Annotated in this window: 15 protein-coding genes; 12 read left to right on the forward strand and 3 right to left on the reverse strand. The window is 59.5% G+C overall.

Annotation, left to right across the window (positions count from 1 at the left end):
• Positions 1-51 precede the first annotated feature (51 nt).
• The 7 genes from oppB (at position 52) to C8N42_RS01325 (ending at position 9,852) form a co-directional block, all read left to right on the forward strand.
• Complete coding sequence (gene oppB, locus C8N42_RS01295) at positions 52-975, forward strand: oligopeptide ABC transporter permease OppB (RefSeq protein ID WP_107815047.1); 924 nt, start codon at positions 52-54, stop codon at positions 973-975.
• Between the two features lie 64 nt (positions 976-1,039).
• Positions 1,040-1,912 carry an ABC transporter permease subunit gene (locus C8N42_RS01300; RefSeq protein ID WP_107815048.1) on the forward strand — a complete coding sequence of 291 codons (873 nt, stop codon included), beginning with the start codon at positions 1,040-1,042 and terminating at the stop codon, positions 1,910-1,912.
• Positions 1,913-1,921: 9 nt separating this feature from the next.
• Positions 1,922-2,890, forward strand: coding sequence for an oligopeptide/dipeptide ABC transporter ATP-binding protein (locus C8N42_RS01305; protein ID WP_107814727.1), 969 nt, complete (start codon positions 1,922-1,924; stop codon positions 2,888-2,890).
• Between the two features lie 65 nt (positions 2,891-2,955).
• Entirely contained in the window at positions 2,956-3,906 is a 951-nt protein-coding gene (locus C8N42_RS01310) for an ABC transporter ATP-binding protein (protein ID WP_245889930.1), read from the forward strand.
• A gap of 4 nt (positions 3,907-3,910) precedes the next feature.
• Positions 3,911-5,731, forward strand: coding sequence for a S9 family peptidase (locus C8N42_RS01315; RefSeq protein ID WP_170109158.1), 1,821 nt, complete (start codon positions 3,911-3,913; stop codon positions 5,729-5,731).
• A 367-nt stretch (positions 5,732-6,098) separates the two neighbouring features.
• Positions 6,099-8,720 carry a TonB-dependent receptor gene (locus C8N42_RS01320; protein WP_107814730.1) on the forward strand — a complete coding sequence of 874 codons (2,622 nt, stop codon included), beginning with the start codon at positions 6,099-6,101 and terminating at the stop codon, positions 8,718-8,720.
• A 4-nt stretch (positions 8,721-8,724) separates the two neighbouring features.
• Positions 8,725-9,852, forward strand: a complete 1,128-nt coding sequence (locus tag C8N42_RS01325) for a cytochrome-c peroxidase (RefSeq protein ID WP_211309131.1) — start codon at positions 8,725-8,727, stop codon at positions 9,850-9,852.
• Between the two features lie 75 nt (positions 9,853-9,927).
• Here C8N42_RS01325 and katG read toward each other — a convergent pair whose 3' ends face one another.
• Positions 9,928-12,105, reverse strand: a complete 2,178-nt coding sequence (gene katG / locus C8N42_RS01330) for a catalase/peroxidase HPI (protein WP_107814731.1) — start codon at positions 12,103-12,105, stop codon at positions 9,928-9,930.
• A gap of 173 nt (positions 12,106-12,278) precedes the next feature.
• Complete coding sequence (locus tag C8N42_RS01335) at positions 12,279-14,084, reverse strand: tetratricopeptide repeat protein (RefSeq protein WP_107814732.1); 1,806 nt, start codon at positions 14,082-14,084, stop codon at positions 12,279-12,281.
• A gap of 425 nt (positions 14,085-14,509) precedes the next feature.
• Between C8N42_RS01335 and C8N42_RS01340 the strand changes: the two genes are divergently transcribed.
• Positions 14,510-14,857 (forward strand): hypothetical protein, encoded by a 348-nt coding sequence (locus tag C8N42_RS01340; RefSeq protein ID WP_107814733.1) that lies wholly within the window; start codon positions 14,510-14,512, stop codon positions 14,855-14,857.
• Positions 14,858-14,968: 111 nt separating this feature from the next.
• Here C8N42_RS01340 and C8N42_RS01345 read toward each other — a convergent pair whose 3' ends face one another.
• The gene (locus C8N42_RS01345) at positions 14,969-16,021 is read right to left on the reverse strand and encodes a cytochrome-c peroxidase (protein WP_107814734.1); all 1,053 of its coding nucleotides are present in this window, start codon (positions 16,019-16,021) and stop codon (positions 14,969-14,971) included.
• Between the two features lie 214 nt (positions 16,022-16,235).
• On the opposite strand from C8N42_RS01345, the gene C8N42_RS01350 reads away from it, so the two are divergent.
• The 4 genes from C8N42_RS01350 (at position 16,236) to C8N42_RS01365 (ending at position 19,404) form a co-directional block, all read left to right on the forward strand.
• Positions 16,236-17,534, forward strand: a complete 1,299-nt coding sequence (locus C8N42_RS01350; RefSeq protein WP_107814735.1) for a 3-deoxy-D-manno-octulosonic acid transferase — start codon at positions 16,236-16,238, stop codon at positions 17,532-17,534.
• Between the two features lie 136 nt (positions 17,535-17,670).
• Positions 17,671-18,150: an NUDIX hydrolase gene (locus tag C8N42_RS01355; RefSeq protein ID WP_107814736.1), complete on the forward strand. Its 480-nt coding sequence runs from the start codon at positions 17,671-17,673 to the stop codon at positions 18,148-18,150.
• A 67-nt stretch (positions 18,151-18,217) separates the two neighbouring features.
• On the forward strand, positions 18,218-18,685 hold the full coding sequence (locus C8N42_RS01360; RefSeq protein WP_107814737.1) for a DUF1178 family protein: 468 nt from the start codon (positions 18,218-18,220) through the stop codon (positions 18,683-18,685).
• A gap of 71 nt (positions 18,686-18,756) precedes the next feature.
• On the forward strand, positions 18,757-19,404 hold the full coding sequence (locus tag C8N42_RS01365; RefSeq protein WP_107814738.1) for an SDR family NAD(P)-dependent oxidoreductase: 648 nt from the start codon (positions 18,757-18,759) through the stop codon (positions 19,402-19,404).
• Positions 19,405-19,505: the final 101 nt, after the last annotated feature.

Consider the following 19,505-nt stretch of genomic DNA (forward strand, 5'->3'; position numbering starts at 1 on the left):
CCGGACAATCGTGGGCGGCGTTTTCATTCCTGACATCTACGGAGTGGCATGATGGCCTCTTTCGTCTTCAAGCGTCTGCTGATGGCGATTCCGACCCTGTTGGTCCTGATCGTTATATCGTTTGTGCTGATGTATGCCGCGCCCGGTGGTCCCTTCACGGCTGAACGGCAATTGCCGCCGCAGGTTCTTGCCAATATCGAGGCGCGATACGGTCTGAACGACCCGCTCTATGTGCAGATATGGCACTATATGACGGGTATTCTCACCAATTTCGATTTCGGCCCGTCCTTCAAATACAAGGATCAGACCGTCAATGATGTGATCGGTCAGGGATTCCCCGTGACACTGACCTATGGCAGCATCGCGTTCGTCTTTGCGGTGGTGATCGGCAGCACGCTGGGAATTATCGCAGCCATGCGGCAGAACAGTCTGGTCGACTATTTCGCCATCGGCCTGTCAATCGTGGCACAGGTGTTGCCCACCTTCGTACTCGCACCGATCCTTGTGCTGGTTTTCACGCTCTGGCTGCGCTGGTTGCCCGGCGGTGGCTGGAACGGCGGACAATGGCCCTATCTGGTGATGCCCGTGATTGCACTGGCGACAAGCCATCTGGCCTCGGTCGCCCGCATCATGCGCTCCTCCATGCTCGAAGTCATGCGAAGCCAGTTCATTCGGACGGCGCGAGCCAAGGGTCTGCCCGACCGTGTCATCATCTTTCAACACGCCCTGAAGCCCGCCCTGCTGCCGCTCCTGTCCTATCTCGGTCCGGCGTTCGTCGCGATGATTACGGGATCGGTCGTGATCGACCTTTATTTCGCGACCGGCGGAATTGGCCAGTCTTTCGTGCAGTCCGCCCTCAGCCGGGACTATTCCGTCATGATGGGGATCACCATTCTGATCGGAACGCTGACCGTGGCGTTCAATCTGATCGTGGACATCCTCTACACATGGATCGACCCCAAGATCAAATACTAGGAGCCATCCGGTGAACACCACATACGACGAGCGGGCAGAGCGTGCCGGGCGGATCACCGAACGGATGATCCAGAGCAGATCGCCATGGCAGGATGCACGCGCACGGTTCCTGAAAAACAAGGCCGCTCTGGTCAGTCTGATCCTGTTGATTCTGGTTGGCCTGTTCGCAGCCCTTGGTCCGTTTTTTGCCGTCTGGAGCAATCAGGATATCGACTGGGATATCCTCGGGCAGATCGCGGAGCAGGGCCAGCCCGCATTTGCGAACGGGCATTACTTCGGTGTCGACGAACTGGGACGGGATCTGTTTGCCCGCGTTGTGCAGGGCACGCAGATATCTCTGCTTGTCGGCGTTGTCGGGGCGTTCATCGCGGTGATCGTCGGGACGCTCTATGGCGCAACGGCCGGATATTTCGGCGGTCGTGTCGACAACATCATGATGCGGATCGTCGATATTCTGATGTCGGTGCCGTACATGTTCGTGCTAATCCTGCTGCTTGTGGTCTTTGGCCGGTCTGTCGGGATGCTTTTCGTGGGCATCGGCCTGATCTCCTGGCTGGAAATGGCGCGGATCGCGCGGGGCCAGACCCTGACCATCCGCAAGATGGAATATGTCGAGGCCGCCGTGGTCAATGGCCTGCCTGCGTTCTCGATCATTCTGCGCCATATCATCCCCAATTTGCTGGGTGTGGTCGTGGTTTATGCCACGCTTCTGGTGCCGCAGATGATCCTGACCGAAAGCTTCATTTCCTTCCTGGGTCTGGGGGTGCAGGAACCGAACACAAGCTGGGGCGCGCTGATTTCGGAAGGTGCCGGAACCATGCAATTCGGAACCCTGTGGCAAATCGGCTTTCCGATCTTTTTCTTCGTGGTCACGCTGTTCTGTTTCTTTTTCATCGGGGACGGGCTGCGCGATGCGCTCGACCCCAAAGACCGTTAGGAGCGCGGCATGACACTTTTACAAGTCCGCGATCTGCATGTCGGTTTCGATACCCCCGATGGGCAGGTGCGCGCGGTGAACGGGCTCAGTTTCGATCTTGCAGCCGGGGAAACCCTGGCCATCGTCGGGGAAAGCGGGTCCGGCAAAAGTCAGAGCGTTTTTGCCATGATGGGCATCTTGGCCGAGAACGGGTATGCCACAGGATCGGTCCGCCTGAACGGTCAGGAAATACTGAACGCGCCCAAAGCCGTGATCAACAAGGTCCGGGCGCGCGAAATGGCCATGATATTCCAGGACCCGATGAGTTCGCTCAATCCCTACAAAAGGGTGTCGGACCAGATGGCCGAAGTGCTGATCTATCAGAAGGGCATGAGCAAATCGGATGCGCTCGCCGCCTCTCTTCAGATGCTGGACGCGGTGAAAATCCCCGACGCGAAAAGCCGCATCACCATGTATCCGCATGCGTTTTCCGGTGGAATGCGGCAACGGGTGATGATTGCGATGTCCCTGCTTTGCCGCCCGGCCTTGTTGATCGCGGATGAACCGACAACTGCGCTTGACGTCACGGTGCAGGATCAGATCATGACCCTCTTGGGCGAGCTTCAGACCGAATTCGGAATGGCGATCATTCTGATCACGCATGATCTGGGGGTTGTCGCGGGGTTTTGTGAAAGAACACTGGTGCTTTATGGCGGCAGCATCATGGAAAGCGGCCCGACCCGCACGTTGTTCCGATCTCCCGGCCATCCCTATACCAAGGGTCTTCTGAAGGCGATCCCGCGTGTGGATACGGATGTCGAGCGGCTGACCACCATCCCCGGCGCACCGCCGGATATGAGCGCACCGCCCCCCGGCTGCCCGTTTGCCCCGCGCTGCACCTTTGCAATTGAGCCGTGCGACAGCCGAATGCCAGCGCTCCAATCCACCATGGATCAGCGCTTGCGCGCCTGCCACCTCTCCGAGGGGGATTTGAGATGACGATACAGAAACCACTGCTTTCAGTTCGCAATCTGCGGGTCTGGTATCCGATCCGGAAAGGCGGGATGTTTTCAGGACCGCCTGTCAATCTGACGGCGGTCGATGATATCAGCTTCGATTTGTATCCGGGCGAAACTCTGGGAATTGTGGGCGAAAGCGGCTGTGGCAAATCCACTTTGGCGCGGGCGATCATGCAGATGATGGGCAATGTGTCGGGTCAGGTCATGTGGCTGGGCAAAGATCTGGGAAAGCTGCATGGATCTGCACTGCGTGCGGAACGCAAGACATTTCAGATGATCTTTCAGGACCCGCTGGCCGCGCTGAACCCGCGCATGACCGTCGCCCAGATCATCAGCGAACCGCTGCGCTTTCATTTCCCGGAACTGAGCAAAGCCGAGATCACCGAACGCACGCAAAGGATGATGGGAAAAGTCGGGCTGCGCGCGGAGATGATCAACCGCTATCCGCATCAGTTCTCCGGGGGCCAGTGCCAAAGGATCGGCATCGCACGCGCCCTGATCCTCGAACCCCAATTGATCATCTGTGACGAACCCGTTTCGGCGCTGGATGTGTCCATTCAGGCGCAGGTGCTGAACCTGCTGAAGGATTTGCAGGAGGAAACGGGGGTTGCCCTGATCTTCATCGCCCACGATCTGAGTGTGATCCGACACATCAGTGACCGGATCATGGTGCTTTATCTGGGCAATGTGATGGAACAGGCGGAAAGTGCCGCTCTGTGCGACACGCCCTGTCATCCCTATACGCAAGCGCTGATATCCGCCGTTCCGATCGCAGACCCCGATATGTCTCAAAAAACAGGTTATGCGCGGATCGGCGACGGGGATCTGCCATCCCCTCTCGCCCCGCCACCGGGTTGCGTTTTTCACACCCGCTGTCCCCGCGCTCAGGTGCATTGCTCCGTCGAAAAACCTCCCTTGTCCACAGGCGACCAGAACCGGCGTATCGCCTGCCACTTTCCCGATACAGCACAATCGGCCAGTCATGTCAGAACCTGATCAAATGCATACGAATTCCAATCTTGCACGGATATGGGCCAGTTACCCGACGATCTGGACACCACAGGTCTCCGGTGACGGAAAATGGCTGGTCTGGGCTTGGGCCGGGATCACCGAGACGGCGAATATCTGGATCGTGCCCACCGATGGCAGCGCCTCACCACGGATGCTGACCGACGGAGCCGATCACTTCCGGGTGGCCCACATCAACCGGGACGGCTCCCGGCTGATCCTGCGCCAATCGCAAGGCAGCGATGAACATGAGCAATTGTTTATCCTTGATGTGAGCGATGGGGCGACACCAGAACCGCTGACACCGCCACAGACGGATCACTATGTCTTTGGGGCAAGCCTCCATCCAAAGGAAAATGCGCTCCTCTTCAATGCCAATTGTGATGAGACCGGACGGGGTACAGAGGGCTCATGGCTGCATGTGCTGGACCTGAACACCGGTGCGCGTCGCGTGTTGAGCCGCATGACGGCAGTGAATGAAAATGCGCCCGTCATTGGTATGAGGGGCACCCGCGTTCTGTATCATCGCAATGACGACCATCCCCGTGGCCGACAGATTTGTGCCGTGAACTGGGATGGCAGCGATGACCGCTGTCTTTATGATCCCGGCCCGCATCTGAAGGCCTCAGGCAGTTGGATCGGGGCGGAGGGCGATCTGCTGATCGTTGCGGAAACTGCAACCCACGACCGGCTCGGGCTGTTGTCTCGGGATGGGGTGCTGCGCTGGCTGATCGACGATCCGGCACGACACATCGAAGAGGCGTTTGCCTGCGTGGATACGCGCAAGGTCATGGTCATTGCCTATGAGGATGGGCGGCTGAGTCCGTTCATTCTTGATATCGCCACGGGAGCAGAAACCCGGTTTGGCATGGCAGACCACAGCACGCTTCCGCTCGATCAACTGGAGAACAGCGACTGGATCGCCCAGACCTATATGGCCTCAGGTCCTGACCGGCTGGTGCGCACCGATGCCACGGGACGGGTGCTGAACGAGTTGGCGGTTTGCGACGATCCGAACCAGCCCCGGACATTTGCCACGGCGCAATCGGTGAACTGGACATCTTCTGACGGAGAGCCCGTGCAAGGCTGGCTATACCAACCGGGCGGGACGAGCCGCGGACTGGTGGTCTGGGTTCATGGCGGACCGACCGCGATGAGCCAAGACCGGGTGCATTCGGCCATTCAATATCTGGTTGCTTCCGGTTTCACCGTGCTTGATCCCAATTACCGTGGCTCTACGGGTTTCGGTCTGCGCTTTCGCAATCTGATCCGTGCCGATGGTTGGGGCGGACGTGAACAGGACGACATCCGAAGCGGGATCGAGATGCTGATCGCTCAGGGGCTGGCACAACCGGGCCGGATCGGCGTGGCCGGACAATCCTATGGCGGCTATTCCGCCTGGTTCGCCATCACCCGGCAGCGCGATCTGGTCGATGCCGCCTGCACGATCTGCGGCATGAGCGATCTGTTCGTGGACTATGCCAACACCGCTATGCCGCATCTGCGCGATTATAGCGTCGAGATGCTGGGCGGGACGCCCAATGAGATGCCCAAGGCCTATGCGCACGGCACTTTGCGGGATGAGTTTCCGCATATCACCGGGCGGCTGATGATCGTGCACGGGTTACGCGACACCAATGTCTCCCCCGAAAACTCGCGGATCGCCAGCGGCGATCTGATGCGCTTGGGGATCGGGCATCATCTTCTGACATTCGCCGATGAAGGCCACGGGGTTACGAAAACCTCGAATCGGGCGGTTCTTTTCGCCAATATGGGCGCATTCTTTGATGGTGCTTTTGTTAAAGCGGAGTGAACCTTGCGGCACTCTGGTTTTAGCGCGGTTTTAGGCTTTGTCATGATCAAGATGAGCTGTCGGCTTGCGGCTTGTGGCATAAGTCTCCTGCTGTTTGCCGTGCGGCTCAAATGCTCGTGCTTGATGCCGCAGTGATCATGCTCGGCAGGCACCCGAAGACCAATCCGGCCCAGACAGTACAAAACAAGGCGTTTCCCCTTCGGATATGTTGCCTTTTCATCACCAGACGTCACGGCAGCGCACATATTCGACAAAAACAATAAGAATTGGACTTGTCGCCATGAAATGCAAATTTTAGAAGGCCCGAAAACCTCCGAAGCAAGCATCGCGCCAGCCCACGGACCCATGTACATTCAGGACGGGCCCCATGCGCTTCACATCTCTCTTTCTTCGTCGCCGCGCCGTGCTTTTGGGCACCAGCGCGCTTTTGCTCTCCGCCCCCGCTACACTCCTTGCGCAAGAGCCCACCGTGCTCGACCCGATCCTGATCGAAGGAGAGGAAGGGCAAACTCAGGCGCTTGAGGGCTCAGACGAGGGCGTCGGCGCCACCGCGCTCGATACCGATGCGATCATCATTCGCGGCGACGGCTCAGGCGATGCCAACACCGCGCTCACCACCCTGCCGCATGTGCAGAGTGACAAGGTCTCACGTAGCGACCCGGGCAGCAATGTGGACGATGTGCTCGACCTTCAACCTCAGGAACTGTCGATCTCCGGTGGATCACTCACGGAAAACACCATCTTGTTGAACGGGGTAAGTATCAACTCGGTCACCGGCACCACGAACCCTCTTGGCGCGGATGAGCTTAACCGGGAGACCAATAGTCCGAATTATATGGCCACTTTCGGTCTGCATTCGCAGACACAGTTCGTTCCCTCATCGCTTATCGACAGCGCCGAGGTACTCGACAACAACATCTCCGCTCAGTACGGCGGCTTTCAGGGTGGTGTGGTAAAATACGAACTGAAAAAGCCCTCCCCAGATCAGGCCGAAGGGTCTTTCACGCTCAATTACGGAACCTCCGACTGGGCCAACTATGAGATCGGCACCAAGGACGGGCAGAACCCCGACGACCAGCCGAAGCCGACATGGACCAAACTCGAATATGCTTATGATTTCAACCAGCCGGTGGGCGATCGTTCCGCTTTGCGGTTTGGTTTCTCGCGACGCTCAGCCGAGGGCACCAAAGCCAAGCTGCCGCAATATGTCGAAAACGAGGTGGAAAACGAAAGCCGCAGCGACTTCTACAGCCTATCTTACAGCCATGAATTCCTCAATGGCGACACCGTGACTCTCTCCGGGCAATATACGGATTACGATCAGGAATGGACCAGCAATTACATCGAAAACCTCGATGTCGATGTGATCGAGAAATCCCTGTCTCTGGATGCGAAATTCGAGAAGTCATGGGACCTTCTGTCTTTCGCAGGAATCGATTTGCGCGACACGAAACTGACCTTCCGCGCGATCCATCAGGACAATGAAACCTCCAATAACAGTAACAGCGACACGCTTTACTATTGGTATGGTTCCTACGCCCCAAATTCCTCCGGCTCCCGCCCGCCCTTTTACACCGACACGTTCGACGCATGGTGCAATGCCGATGACACCGGCGCAACCAGCGTTGCCTGCCGCATTGGCGGGCTTGGCGACAAAACCTATTCGGACAAACAAAACCAGATCGAAGCGCTTTTTGAAGGCGAGGTCTGGAACGGCAACTTCGCCCTCGGCGCCAATATCACAGAGGTCAAAGCCAACCGCACAGCCTCCGATTTCGTCTTTTATTCTGTCGCAAACCGCCTGACAGACACGTCCTCTTTCGATGCCTACACCTGTGCGGAGGACGACCCTTCCTGTTATGACGATATTTATATGAACCGGCGGCTGGTATATGATGCCTATGACGTCGATATCGACGCGTTTGCCGCCAGTGCCTTTGCCGAGTTGGAACAGACTTGGGGCACAGTCACCCTACGCGCGGGTCTGCGGGCGGATTACAACGATGTGCTGGACAATCTCGATCTCGCTCCCCGCCTGAGCGCGACATGGAAACCCTCGGATGATTTCAAACTCGCGGTCGGTGTAAACCGCTATTACAGCGACAGTTATCTCGCCTATGCGATCCACGATGGCATTCCGCGAGGCCAGGTTCAAACACGCACACATAACACCAGCACCGGCGAGGTCGGTGATTGGGTGGACAGTACAAACAACCGTCCCTATTCCTTCACTCAGAGCAATCTCGACACCCCCTATACCGACGAGTTCTCCCTGACCGCGCTATTCCGCGAAAACTGGACCGGCGGAACATGGCGCCTGACCGGCCTTTATCGCGAAGGTAAGGATCAGTTCGCAGCCTCAGAGGATAGCGGTTCTGTCGACCAGACGCTGTCGAACGATGGCTGGAGCAAATACAAATCCGTCTCTCTCGAATACGAGAACAACTGGGAGGTCAACCGTGGCGCGCTTGACAGTCTTGGCCTCTACCTGTCCGGTATCTGGGCTGACCGGCGCGTCTCTTCAGACACCTATTACGCCGAAGACGAGGGCAGCCTGTATTTCATCGCCTATAACGACGAAAGCTACAGCTCCGCCGAGTTTAACGAGATCACCGGCAATCTCGACATCCCGGTACGCGCCACCGTCGAACTGCGCAGCGCTTGGCAGAACGAACGGCTCAAACTCGGCCTCGGCGCAGATATCACCGCAGGCTATGACGGTGTACGAAATACGGACACCACCAAAACGCTGGTGAATGACACCTATGGCAGCCAGTCTCATGAAGTTTACGAAGATTACAAGTTCGACGCCGTGGTTGCGGCCTATCTCACCGCGACCTTGCGGCTGGCAGAACTGAACACCGGAGCTGTCGATCTCAATCTTAAAGTGTCGAACCTGTTCAACGATATCGGCAACACGACCGCCACGGACGACAACCCCTGGATCGAAGGCCGCAGTTTCTATATCGGCACCTCAGTGACATGGTGATCCTATGACCAAGACCTCCGCACTCCGCACCCATCTCTGGCACATGCCCGTCTGGGCCGCCGTGACCGTGGTGCTGGGTGTGGGGGTCTATGACCGGCTGGAGCTTACACCTTCCGAGGCCGAGCGGTTGCGTATGGTCTATTCCGGCCCGTCGGAGGACTGGCCTGCGCCTTGGGTGGATGCGGGTGTCGACTATATCGAACTGGCCCCCGCGCCTTTACCCGCCCTGCCCGAGGAAGGCAGTCGCAAGGCCTTGCAGATCGCCCTCGGAGAGCGGCTGTTCAACGATCCTGTTCTCTCCGAGTCCGGTCATATCGCCTGCCAGAGCTGTCACAACCGACGCGAGGGCTGGGGCGACGGCCTACCCCGTCCCTTCGGCCATGCCCGCGCGGAGGGCAGCCGCAATGCCCCCGCGCTCTTTGCCGCATGGGCAAGACCGGCGTTTTTCTGGGACGGGCGTGCTGCAAGTCTTGAAGATCAAATGATGGGGCCGCTCTCGGACCCGAAGGAAATGGCCAATCACGACCTGAGCGGGGTGACCCATCGTCTCAAATGGCTGAACGGCTATCCCGAAGACTTCGCCGCGGTCTATGGCGATCAGGAAATTACGCTGGACCGGGTGGCGAGCGCTCTGGCGGCGTTTCAGACCCATCTCGACACCCCCACGCGGCTGGATCGCTTTCTCTCCGGCGAAACCGCCATGCTCACCGATCAACAGGTGGAGGGCCTGCACCTCTTCCGCACCAAGGCCCGCTGCGTGAATTGTCACATGGGGCCTGCGCTGATGGACGGGGAGTTTCACAAGATCGGCCTGACCTATTACGAACGGACCTATCATGACATGGGTCGCTATGAGATCACCGGGGAGGCGGCGGATGCGGGCGCTTTCCTGACGCCCAGTCTGCGTCATGTCTCGAAAAGCGGACCTTACATGCACAACGGCCTCTTTCCAACGCTGCACGGCCTCGTGAATCTCTACAATGCCGGTGGCTCGCATCAGCCCGAGCAACCGGACCGCGCCGCCCGTGACCCGATGTTCCTGCCCGCAACCGAGGTCGATCCGCTGTTGCAACCTCTGGATCTGACGGCTGAGGAACGCGCGGCACTGGTCGCGTTTCTTGAAGCGATCTGATCCTTTCGACATGATGCCGCATGAAAAAGGGCGCCCCATCCGGGACGCCCTCCTTCGTTTCAGGGAAGGAAGCTTTTAAGCGGAAAGATCGAACCGGTCCGCGTTCATCACCTTGACCCAGGCCGCGACGAAATCACGCACGAATTTCTCCGCATTATCGTCCTGAGCATAGACCTCCGCATAGGCGCGCAGGACGGAGTTCGAGCCGAACACCAGATCCGTGCGCGTCGCGGTGTATTTCACCTCGCCCGTCTTACGGTCGGTGATCTCATAGATTCCGCCTTTCGCCGGCACCCATTTGTAGGCCATATCGGTCAGGGTCACGAAGAAATCCGGTGTCAGAGCGCCTTCGCGTTCGGTGAAGACACCGTGTTTCGTACCACCGTAATTGGTGCCCAGAACCCGCATACCACCGGTCAGAACCGTCATTTCCGGAGCGGTCAGCCCCATGAGCTGGGTGCGGTCGAGCATCAGTTCCTCGGGCGAAACCACATAGTCCTTCTTGAGCCAGTTGCGATAGCCATCGGCGATCGGTTCCAACACGTCGAAGCTTTCCGCATCGGTCATCTCGTCGGTCGCATCGCCACGACCCGGCGCAAAGGGCACTTCGATATCGAAACCTGCCGCTTTCGCCGCCAGTTCGATCCCGACACCACCAGCGAGCACGATCACATCGGCCAGCGACGCACCCGCCTCATCCGCAATCGGCTCGAGCACGGAGAGCACTTTGGCGAGACGTTCCGGCTCATTGCCTTCCCAGTCCTTTTGCGGTGCGAGACGGATGCGCGCGCCGTTGGCCCCGCCCCGCATGTCGGAGCCGCGGAAGGTCCGGGCACTGTCCCATGCGGTCGCAACCAGTTCACCGATCGTCAGTCCGGAGGCCGCGATCTTCTTTTTCACCGCAGCGATATTGTAGGAGGTCGAACCGGCGGGCACCGGATCCTGCCAGATCAGATCCTCGGAGGGCACATCCGGACCGATGTAACGGACCTTCGGCCCCATGTCGCGGTGGGTCAGTTTGAACCAGGCACGTGCGAACGTGTCGGCGAAATACTCGGGATCGGCCATGAATTTCTGGCAGATCGCGTTGTAGATCGGGTCCACTTTCATCGCCATGTCGGCGTCGGTCATCATCGGGTTGTGGCGCTTCGACGGGTCGGACGCGTCCAGCGGCTTGTCCTCTTCCTTGATGTCGACTGGCTCCCATTGCCACGCGCCCGCAGGCGATTTGCGCAGCTCCCATTCATGGCCGAAGAGCATTTCGAAAAAGCCCATGTCGAACTGCGTCGGATGGGTCGTCCACGCACCTTCGAGACCGGAGGTCACGGCATTCGCCGCCTTGCCATTCTGGTTCGGGTTGGCCCAGCCGAGGCCCTGCATCTCGGGACCCGCGGCTTCCGGGTCTGCGCCCAGCAAGGACGCATCGCCGTTGCCGTGGGTCTTGCCGACCGTGTGGCCGCCCGCGGTCAGAGCAACGGTTTCCTCGTCGTTCATCGCCATCCGGGCAAAGGTTTCGCGCACCTGCGCCGCCGTTTTCATCGGGTCCGGCTTGCCGTTCACGCCTTCGGGGTTCACGTAGATCAAGCCCATCTGCACGGCGGCCAGCGGGTTCTCCATCGTGTCAGGCCTGTCCACATCGGCGTAGCGTTCATCGGACGGCGCCAGCCATTCCTTTTCCGCGCCCCAATAGGTGTCTTTCTCCGGGTGCCAGATGTCGGCGCGACCGAAACCGAAGCCGAAGGTTTTCAGCCCCATGTTTTCATAGGCGATGGTCCCGGCCAGAACGATCAGGTCGGCCCAGCTCACCTTGTTGCCGTATTTCTTCTTGATCGGCCACAGCAGACGACGCGCCTTGTCGAGGCTCACGTTGTCCGGCCAGGAGTTCAGCGGCGCAAAGCGCTGGTTGCCGGTGCCGCCACCGCCGCGCCCGTCGGCCAGACGATAAGAGCCCGCCGCATGCCAGGACAACCGGATCATCAAGCCGCCGTAATGACCCCAGTCCGCTGGCCACCAATCCTGGCTTTCGGTCATCAGCGCATGCATGTCGGCCTTCAGCGCATCGAAATCGAGCCCTTTGACTGCCTCGCGATAATCGAAATCACCGCCCATCGGGTTGGTCTTGGTGTCATGCTGATGCAGGATGTCGAGGTTGAGCGCATTCGGCCACCAATCCATCACATTGCTGCCCATGGCGGTGTTGCCGCCGTGCATGACCGGGCATTTGCCCGCCGTTTTCATATCGTTGCCGTCCATCTGGTCCTCCGTTGACTGACGCCAAGATGACCGATTCCGCCCCGGCACAATCGCCATATCTGCGGTAAGCTGTCACCTTTCGCGCTCATAAGTAGCGAGCCTATTAAATAATAAGAAATTGTATTATTTTTGACATGTCATAAGAAAAACTAATTAATATCATTATCGCAGGATCAGGGCGGGCAGACCAGTTCGCGGTTGACATTGCCCGAGGCCGAAGACAGGCAGGGCGCATCGGGAACATTCACTCCGACGGCTTCAAGATAACGTTCCAAAGCGCCCTGCCCGATCTCGCCGCGCACGAAACCGCGCAGACCGGCCAGAGGGTCCTCCGGCGTGCCGATCATCGCTTTGAGCCGCGCCACTTCCGCCGTGTCACCGATCATCGCCGCCGCCGCCAGAAGCACCACATCGCGCGAAGGTTCCTGCTGCATTGCGTAATGCTGCCGCGCCATATCGACCAGCCGGGCATTCCGGTGCACCAGACCCGACATAAGAACCGGCAGATAAAGATAGGGCTGCGGCGCCGCACTGATACGGATGGCTTCCAACGCCGCATCGCGCGCCTCCTCATACAGGTCAGCGGCCATATAGGCGTAGGCCAGCACACCGTAAGAGGTCGGATTGGCCGGGTTCAGATCGACCGCATGACGCAACTCGTGGATCGCACGATCCGTATCGCCCGTCGCATTGTGCACCGCCCCGAGCAGAGTGAAAACGACATCCGAATTCGGATAGCGGTCGGCGAGCCGTTCGGCATAGCGTGTCACCTCCTCCGCGGTAACATACATCTCTTCTGGAAGGGCCGCGACATCCATAAAGGGGAACCCCGGCACGGCATGCAGCATCAACGTGCCATAAGAGGCCGCCGCGATCGGATCCTCCTGCAAATCCACAAGCAACGGCTGGAAACAGGTGTGGGCCACCTGAAAGCGCTCCGGCGACAGCCCGTCAAGAAAGTCATCCGTCAGTACGACACAGTGAAAGCGACCGGAAGGGGCAACTCCGTCGATCCCGCTCAGCACCCCGCCCTGCGCCGTCAGTGTTCCGCTCACCTGCTGTGAGACCGCCCGCAAGGCAGCATAGAAATCGCCCTGTTCCACGCTCTGCACAAAGCGCCGCTGCAACAACACCTCGCCACTCTGCGCATCCGTCAACTCGACGGTCAAATCAATTTCACGACCGACACTGAGGATCGAACCGCTCAGCACATAATCCACTTTCGTCAAAGCAGATTTGTCCGCGACAGAGGACAACACATCGACCTCCGCCCGCCCAAAGCGCCCGAAATCACCCGCAATCTGGTGCTGGACCGATTTGCCATATTCGTCATGGGTCTGATCCTCCGTGAAATTGGCAAAGGGCAGAATGGCGATCCTCGGGTATGCCGACACAACGGGCTGCGCGCTTTCCAGGGGCGGGGAGACGTCAGATACCTGCGCACCATAGAGGAACAAACAGGAAGCGAGCGCGAGCCCCAGCAGCACGATCACACCGAACCCCCGGCTGCGACGCACGGTCGCCGCGCGAACAGGGGCGGGTTTCGGGGAGGCATATTCCGTCACGGATGCCCCCGCATCCGGCGTGGTGTGCATGGTGGCTCTGGCGGACAAGGAAAGCACGGGCACGAGACCCGGAACATAGCTGCCGCGCGGGATTTCCAGCCGCATATCACGATCCGGGTGCTCATCGTAATAAGCGGCAATGCCCTCGCGCAAACGTCGCATTCGCACACGTACGATCGGATCGGTGGTGGGATCGAAATCATCATCCCGCCCGAGCAAATCCTGAGCGATGGCATATTCGGTGATCGCCTCCCCCCGCCCGGCCAGATATTCCTCGGCAAGATAATTGAGTAAAGCCCTGTTGGCCTTGGAACGAGCGAATGACGGGCTTTCCAGAAGCGCCGTTACCTCTTGTCGCACACGGGTAGCCTTCTGCCCGTCCTTGAGATCGTCCCTGGGTTCGTCCGGCAGCATCGGCGAACTCCTTCAGACCCGCTTCACGTCAACTCGCATTAAACGGGAAAGTAACATGTTTCATACACGAAAAAAGAGTAAAATGACCTAAAACACGGATTATCCGCGTCTCCTCATCGTACCGAAGGGCATGGTTACGAGCCGTTACACGATACGCACCGCCTGCGCGCACGGCCTCTATTGCAGGTGAAACATTCTGAAACTCATTGTTTCTGACACGGCGCCTTCTTTTCCCGCAGACTTGGTTCCCACTTGGCTCCAAAGGATAAAACCGTGCAAAACCGATCCCCGCTCCAGTCCCGGACCATTCGTTGCGCCCGTTCGCAGGCTGAGAGCTGTGCGGAGACATCAGCGCATGCGCGCGCGCCTTCCCAGCAGGGAACGAGAACCGGAAGAAACATCGCATTCATGCAAAGGAGCGCCCCATGAGCCTCCCGTCCCATGCCACCTCATATCGCATGGTCATTGCCTCTGCCCCGGGACACTTGCGCCTGTCGTTTCTGACCGGACACAATGGCAGCGCCGACAATCGCGCGTACCCGCCGCGCTTCGAAAGCCCGCAGATGCAGCCCGGCCTACCCCCTCGGGAAAGTGAAATGATCGAACGCCTTCTGGAGTTGTGCACCGAGTATCAGCATCAGGGGAAACATGACCTCGCCGCACTAATCGACCGGATCGGCATGCGCATGATGCAGATGTTTCTCGAACGGCTAGAACAGAACACCCCCGCCGAACCACAGGACAAGCCACAGGAATGGCCACAAAAGACATGAGGCCCCCGTCAGCGGGCCGGAGAAGGACAGGGACGCATCCGTTTCCCAACCCCGCGCGGGAGCCTCTTTGGTATGCGGCCCCGGAAATCTGTCCCGGAGCCGCAGGATCCGTCATTCCACGATGACTTCAGCCGTCGGACGCGGGGTCATCGCGGTCTCGGCCGGCAGAACAGGCGTGGTGATTGTCGGCACTTCGCCGGTCAACGAGCCGAGGAAGGCCACGATCTTACCGGCTTCCTCATCGCTGAGTTCTTCGCCAAGCTGGCTTTCGGCCATGATCTGCACGGCAACTTTCAGATCCCAGACCTTGCCGGAGTGGAAATAGGGCGCGGTCATCGCGATGTTGCGCAGCGGCCCGGCGCGGAAGACATATTCGTCGTCCACAGTGTCGGTCACGGCAAACCGGCCACGGTCACCTTCCGGCAGAATGTCGGAACCCGGTTTTTCGATCAGCCCGAAGGGATAGTAATCCTCGCCACCGATATTGACGCCAGCGTGGCAAGCGATGCAGCCTTTGTCCATGAACAGTTCAAGACCGGCAAGTTCTTCTTCACTGAGCGCGTTGTCATCGCCATTGAGCCAGGAATCAAACGGTGCAGGGGTCAGAAGAGTCGCCTCGAACGCCTCGATCGCCTTGGCCATGTTGTCGAAGGTGACGGGCTCCGCCTCATCCGGGAAGGAGGTTTCGAACCACTCGACATACTGGCCCATCGACGACAGAGTCGCGACCACGTTTTCCGGCGTGTTGGCCATTTCGACACCGGCCTGAATCGGCCCTTTGGCCTGCGCCTTCAAATCGTCGGCGCGGCCATCCCAGAACTGGGCCACATTGAACACGGCATTCAGCACGGTCGGCGAGTTGCGCGGCCCTTTTTGCCAGCCATGACCGACCGAGGTTTCCATGTTGTCATCGCCACCTGTCGTCAGGTTGTGGCAGGAATAGCAGGAGAAGACGCCAGATGCCGACAGGCGCGGATCGAAGAACAACGCCTTACCGAGATCAATCTTATCCTTGGTAATCGGGTTGTCAGCCACGGCGGGAACCGTCGAGGGCAGCGGCTTGAAGAATTCGAGTGCATAGTCCCTCAGCTCATTCGCCGAAGCGGCCGATGCGCCCAAAACAGCGGCACTGGTCAACAGGACAATACGCGGTGCAAGTTTCATTAATCTCTCCCTCGCATCATGAGATGCATTCAGTAAGAATGTCGCGCGTCTGGAATTGAAATTAGAATCCTTCCAAAATGAAACCATGACTTAGATCAATTCCAACTCCAGAAGAGGATTTGATGCCAACCTCCCCCACCCGAGAGAGCACTTGCCAAGAAAGCGGGCTCCGTCGTAAGCGGGAACCACCTGTTGTGTCACCCGAGGCGATGTCTTGCTGCTGTACCGTGTCTTTTTGTTGCTCCTGAGCCCGCTTTTTGCTCTCGCACTGCTGCGGCAATGGCTGCGGGGGCGCGAGAAATTTCGCGATCTGACGGAACGGTTCGGAGCGCGGCTTGCCCGACGTCCGCGCTCTCACGCCCCGCTGCTGTGGATACATGGCGCCTCCAACGGTGAACTGACCGCTGCGCGCAGCCTGATCGAGGAAGCCCTGAACCGCGCTCCGGGGCTGGAAATCCTCGTGACCGTCAACACAGTGAGTGCCCGGCGCATGGTCCGCAAATGGCACCTGCCACGGGTGCAGGTACGGCTTGCTCCCATGGATTTTCGGCCAGTCCTGCGGCATTTCATCAATGCGGTTCAGCCCGCAGCCCTCGTGTCACTGGAAAACGAAATCTGGCCCAACAGATTCACATTGCTAAAAAAACGCGGCATTCCGGTGATCGTCGCCGGCGCGCGCATGTCGGAGCGCACGGCGCGGCGCTGGTCGCAGATGCAATGGCTTTTCGGCCCGACCATGCGCGCGACCATCGGCGCGGTCACGCGACTGGCGGCTCAGGACACCGCTTCGGAACAGCGATTACTGCAACTCGGCCTACCCTCCGATCGCCTGCTGCCGCGCATGAACCTCAAGACCACCGTCGAAGTGCAAAGCGCATCCGAAGAGGCCCTTGCCCCCCTGCGACAACATTTCACACGCGACACAACGCTTTTGGCCGCTTCCACACATGAGGGGGAGGAGCGTGTGGTGTTCGAGGCGTTCGACCTCCTGCGCCAGACACATCCCGACGCCCGTCTGGTCCTCGCCCCCCGCCACCCCGGACGTGGCGATGCGGTTGCGCTTGAACTGGCCCGTGCGGGGCTCAGCTATACCCGCCGGTCCCGGGGCGATCTTCCCGACAGCGCCCCGGTTTATCTGGCCGACACGCTGGGAGAAATGGCACTCTGGTATCAACTCGCAGGGCTGTGTTTCATCGGCGGGTCCCTCACCCCGCGCGGCGGACACACGCCATTCGAACCGGCCCAGTTCGATTGCGCCCTCCTCCATGGTCCGCATGTCTCCAACCATATTGCCGCTTATCAGGCACTCGACAGAATCGGTGCTGCGATCGAGGTGCGCGATGCCTCCGCCCTCGCCCAAGCGGCTGCCCGGCTGATGAGCGATCCCGATGCGGCCGCGCGCATGGCAAAAGACGCCCATGAGGCGCTGGCCCCGCTGCGGGCGGCGCAATTGCGTCAGGAAGCGTTCTGGAACGTGCTGGCCGATCTGCCCAAATTGCAGGCGCTGGCCTGAACCCTACCAACCCTCGTCGCGCGAATTTTCTTTTCAGCCGTCATCCGACTTTGATAGTCCTGTGTCAGTCTGAGGCGACAGTACGGAAGGGGAGGAGACTCGCCATCTCGCATCAGACCCGGAGGGTCACGAGCAGGTGTCATTGATCAGAACAAGACAACACCCGGTCAAACTGGGGCGGGGCGGGAAAGGCGGGGTGCGTACGCAATTCGGCGCACTGATCTGGCGTCAGCGCAAGGACAGGTTGCAGGTGCTTCTGGTCAAATCCCGCCGCAGCAAACGCTGGATCATCCCGAAAGGCTGGCCGATGCATGGCGAAACCCCAGTACAGGCGGCGACAATCGAAGCCTGGGAAGAGGCCGGGGTCAAAGGCCGCCCCGCGCCTGTCTGTATCGGTCTCTATTCCTACCTGAAAACCCCGCGCGATGGCGATTTGCCGAAACCCTGCGTCGTCGCGGTCTTCCCGCTCAAGGCGCGCTGGGTCTTCGACAAATATCCGGAAGTGCACGAACGCAAACGCAAATGGGTGTCACAGAAAAAAGCCGCAAGCCTTGTCGCGGAACCGGAACTTGCGCAGATCATCCGGCATTTCGATCCCAAGACCTACCGCCTCTGAGCCCGGACAGATTGCCAACCGGGGCGCGGACGGGTAGTGTGAGGCTCTTGCAAACACGCGACATGCCATGATCCGTTACACGCTCAAATGTGCCGAAGGCCACCAGTTCGAAAGCTGGTTCCGTTCGGCGGACGCCTTCGAAACGCTACAGGCCAGCGGACAGGTAAGCTGTCCGATTTGTGGCTCAACCTCGGTTGACAAAGCGATCATGGCACCACGGGTCAGCACCTCACGCGACCGGACCGATGAGCCATCGCAAGACAACACCCCCACACAACCCGCCGCAGCCGCGATGACCACGCCGCCCACGCCGGAGCAGATCGAACAGGCGGTGGCAAAGCTGCGCGCCGAAGTCGAGGCCAATTCCGATTACGTGGGCGTCGAATTCGCCACGGAAGCGCGCAAGATTCACGAGGGCGAGGCCCCCGCCCGCGCGATCTACGGCGAGGCGAAACTCGATGACGCCAAGGCGCTGATCGAGGAGGGCGTGCCAGTTCTGCCCTTGCCCTTCACGCCGAAGCGGAAAATGAACTGACGCGGTTGCAACGCGCCCGCGCCGCCCTAAGTGTGGGCCGCACAGACCCCGTCATTTCAGGAAACAATACCATGCCCACCGCTTTGATCACCGGCGCCTCGCGCGGCATCGGCGCCGCCATGACCCACGAACTCACCACCCGTGGCTATGACGTCATCGGCACCTCTACGACCGGCGGCAACGGGCTTTACCCGCTCGATCTCACCGACCCGAAAGCCTCCGCCGCACTGGCGCAAACGCTCTCGGGGACGCCCATCGACCTTCTCGTGTGCAATGCCGGGCTCTACCTCGACAAAGGACAGAGCCTTGAGACCGGCTACCCCGCCGCAATGTGGGCCGAGGAATTCGCGGTCAATGTCACCGGCGTCTTTCTGACCGTTCAGGCCTTTCTTCCGGCCCTTCGCGCGACACAGGGCAAGATCGCGATCATATCGTCGCAAATGGCCTCGCATACCCGCGCGCCCGGCGGTTCCTATATCTACCGCGCCTCGAAAGCCGCCGTGCTCAATCTCGGGCGCAACCTTGCGAGCGATCTCAAGCCTCAAGGCATCGCCGTCGGCGTCTATCATCCCGGCTGGGTCAAAACCGACATGGGCGGAAGCGGTGCCGAGATTACGCCGGAGACCGCCGCCCATGGGCTTGCGGACCGCTTCAGGGCGCTCTCCGTCGAGACCACCGGCTGTTTCGAGACCTGGGACGGGCGCGTCCACGCCTATTGAGGCCGATTTGGCCTAAAAATAACGGCGTCACATCAGCGTCACCCTTGCGTATTGCCCGCAAGCCACTTAGAGAACCGTGACCAGTTTGAGACGGGGGAACC

The sequence above is a fragment of the Celeribacter persicus genome, from assembly GCF_003050785.1.
Lineage (GTDB): Bacteria > Pseudomonadota > Alphaproteobacteria > Rhodobacterales > Rhodobacteraceae > Celeribacter > Celeribacter persicus.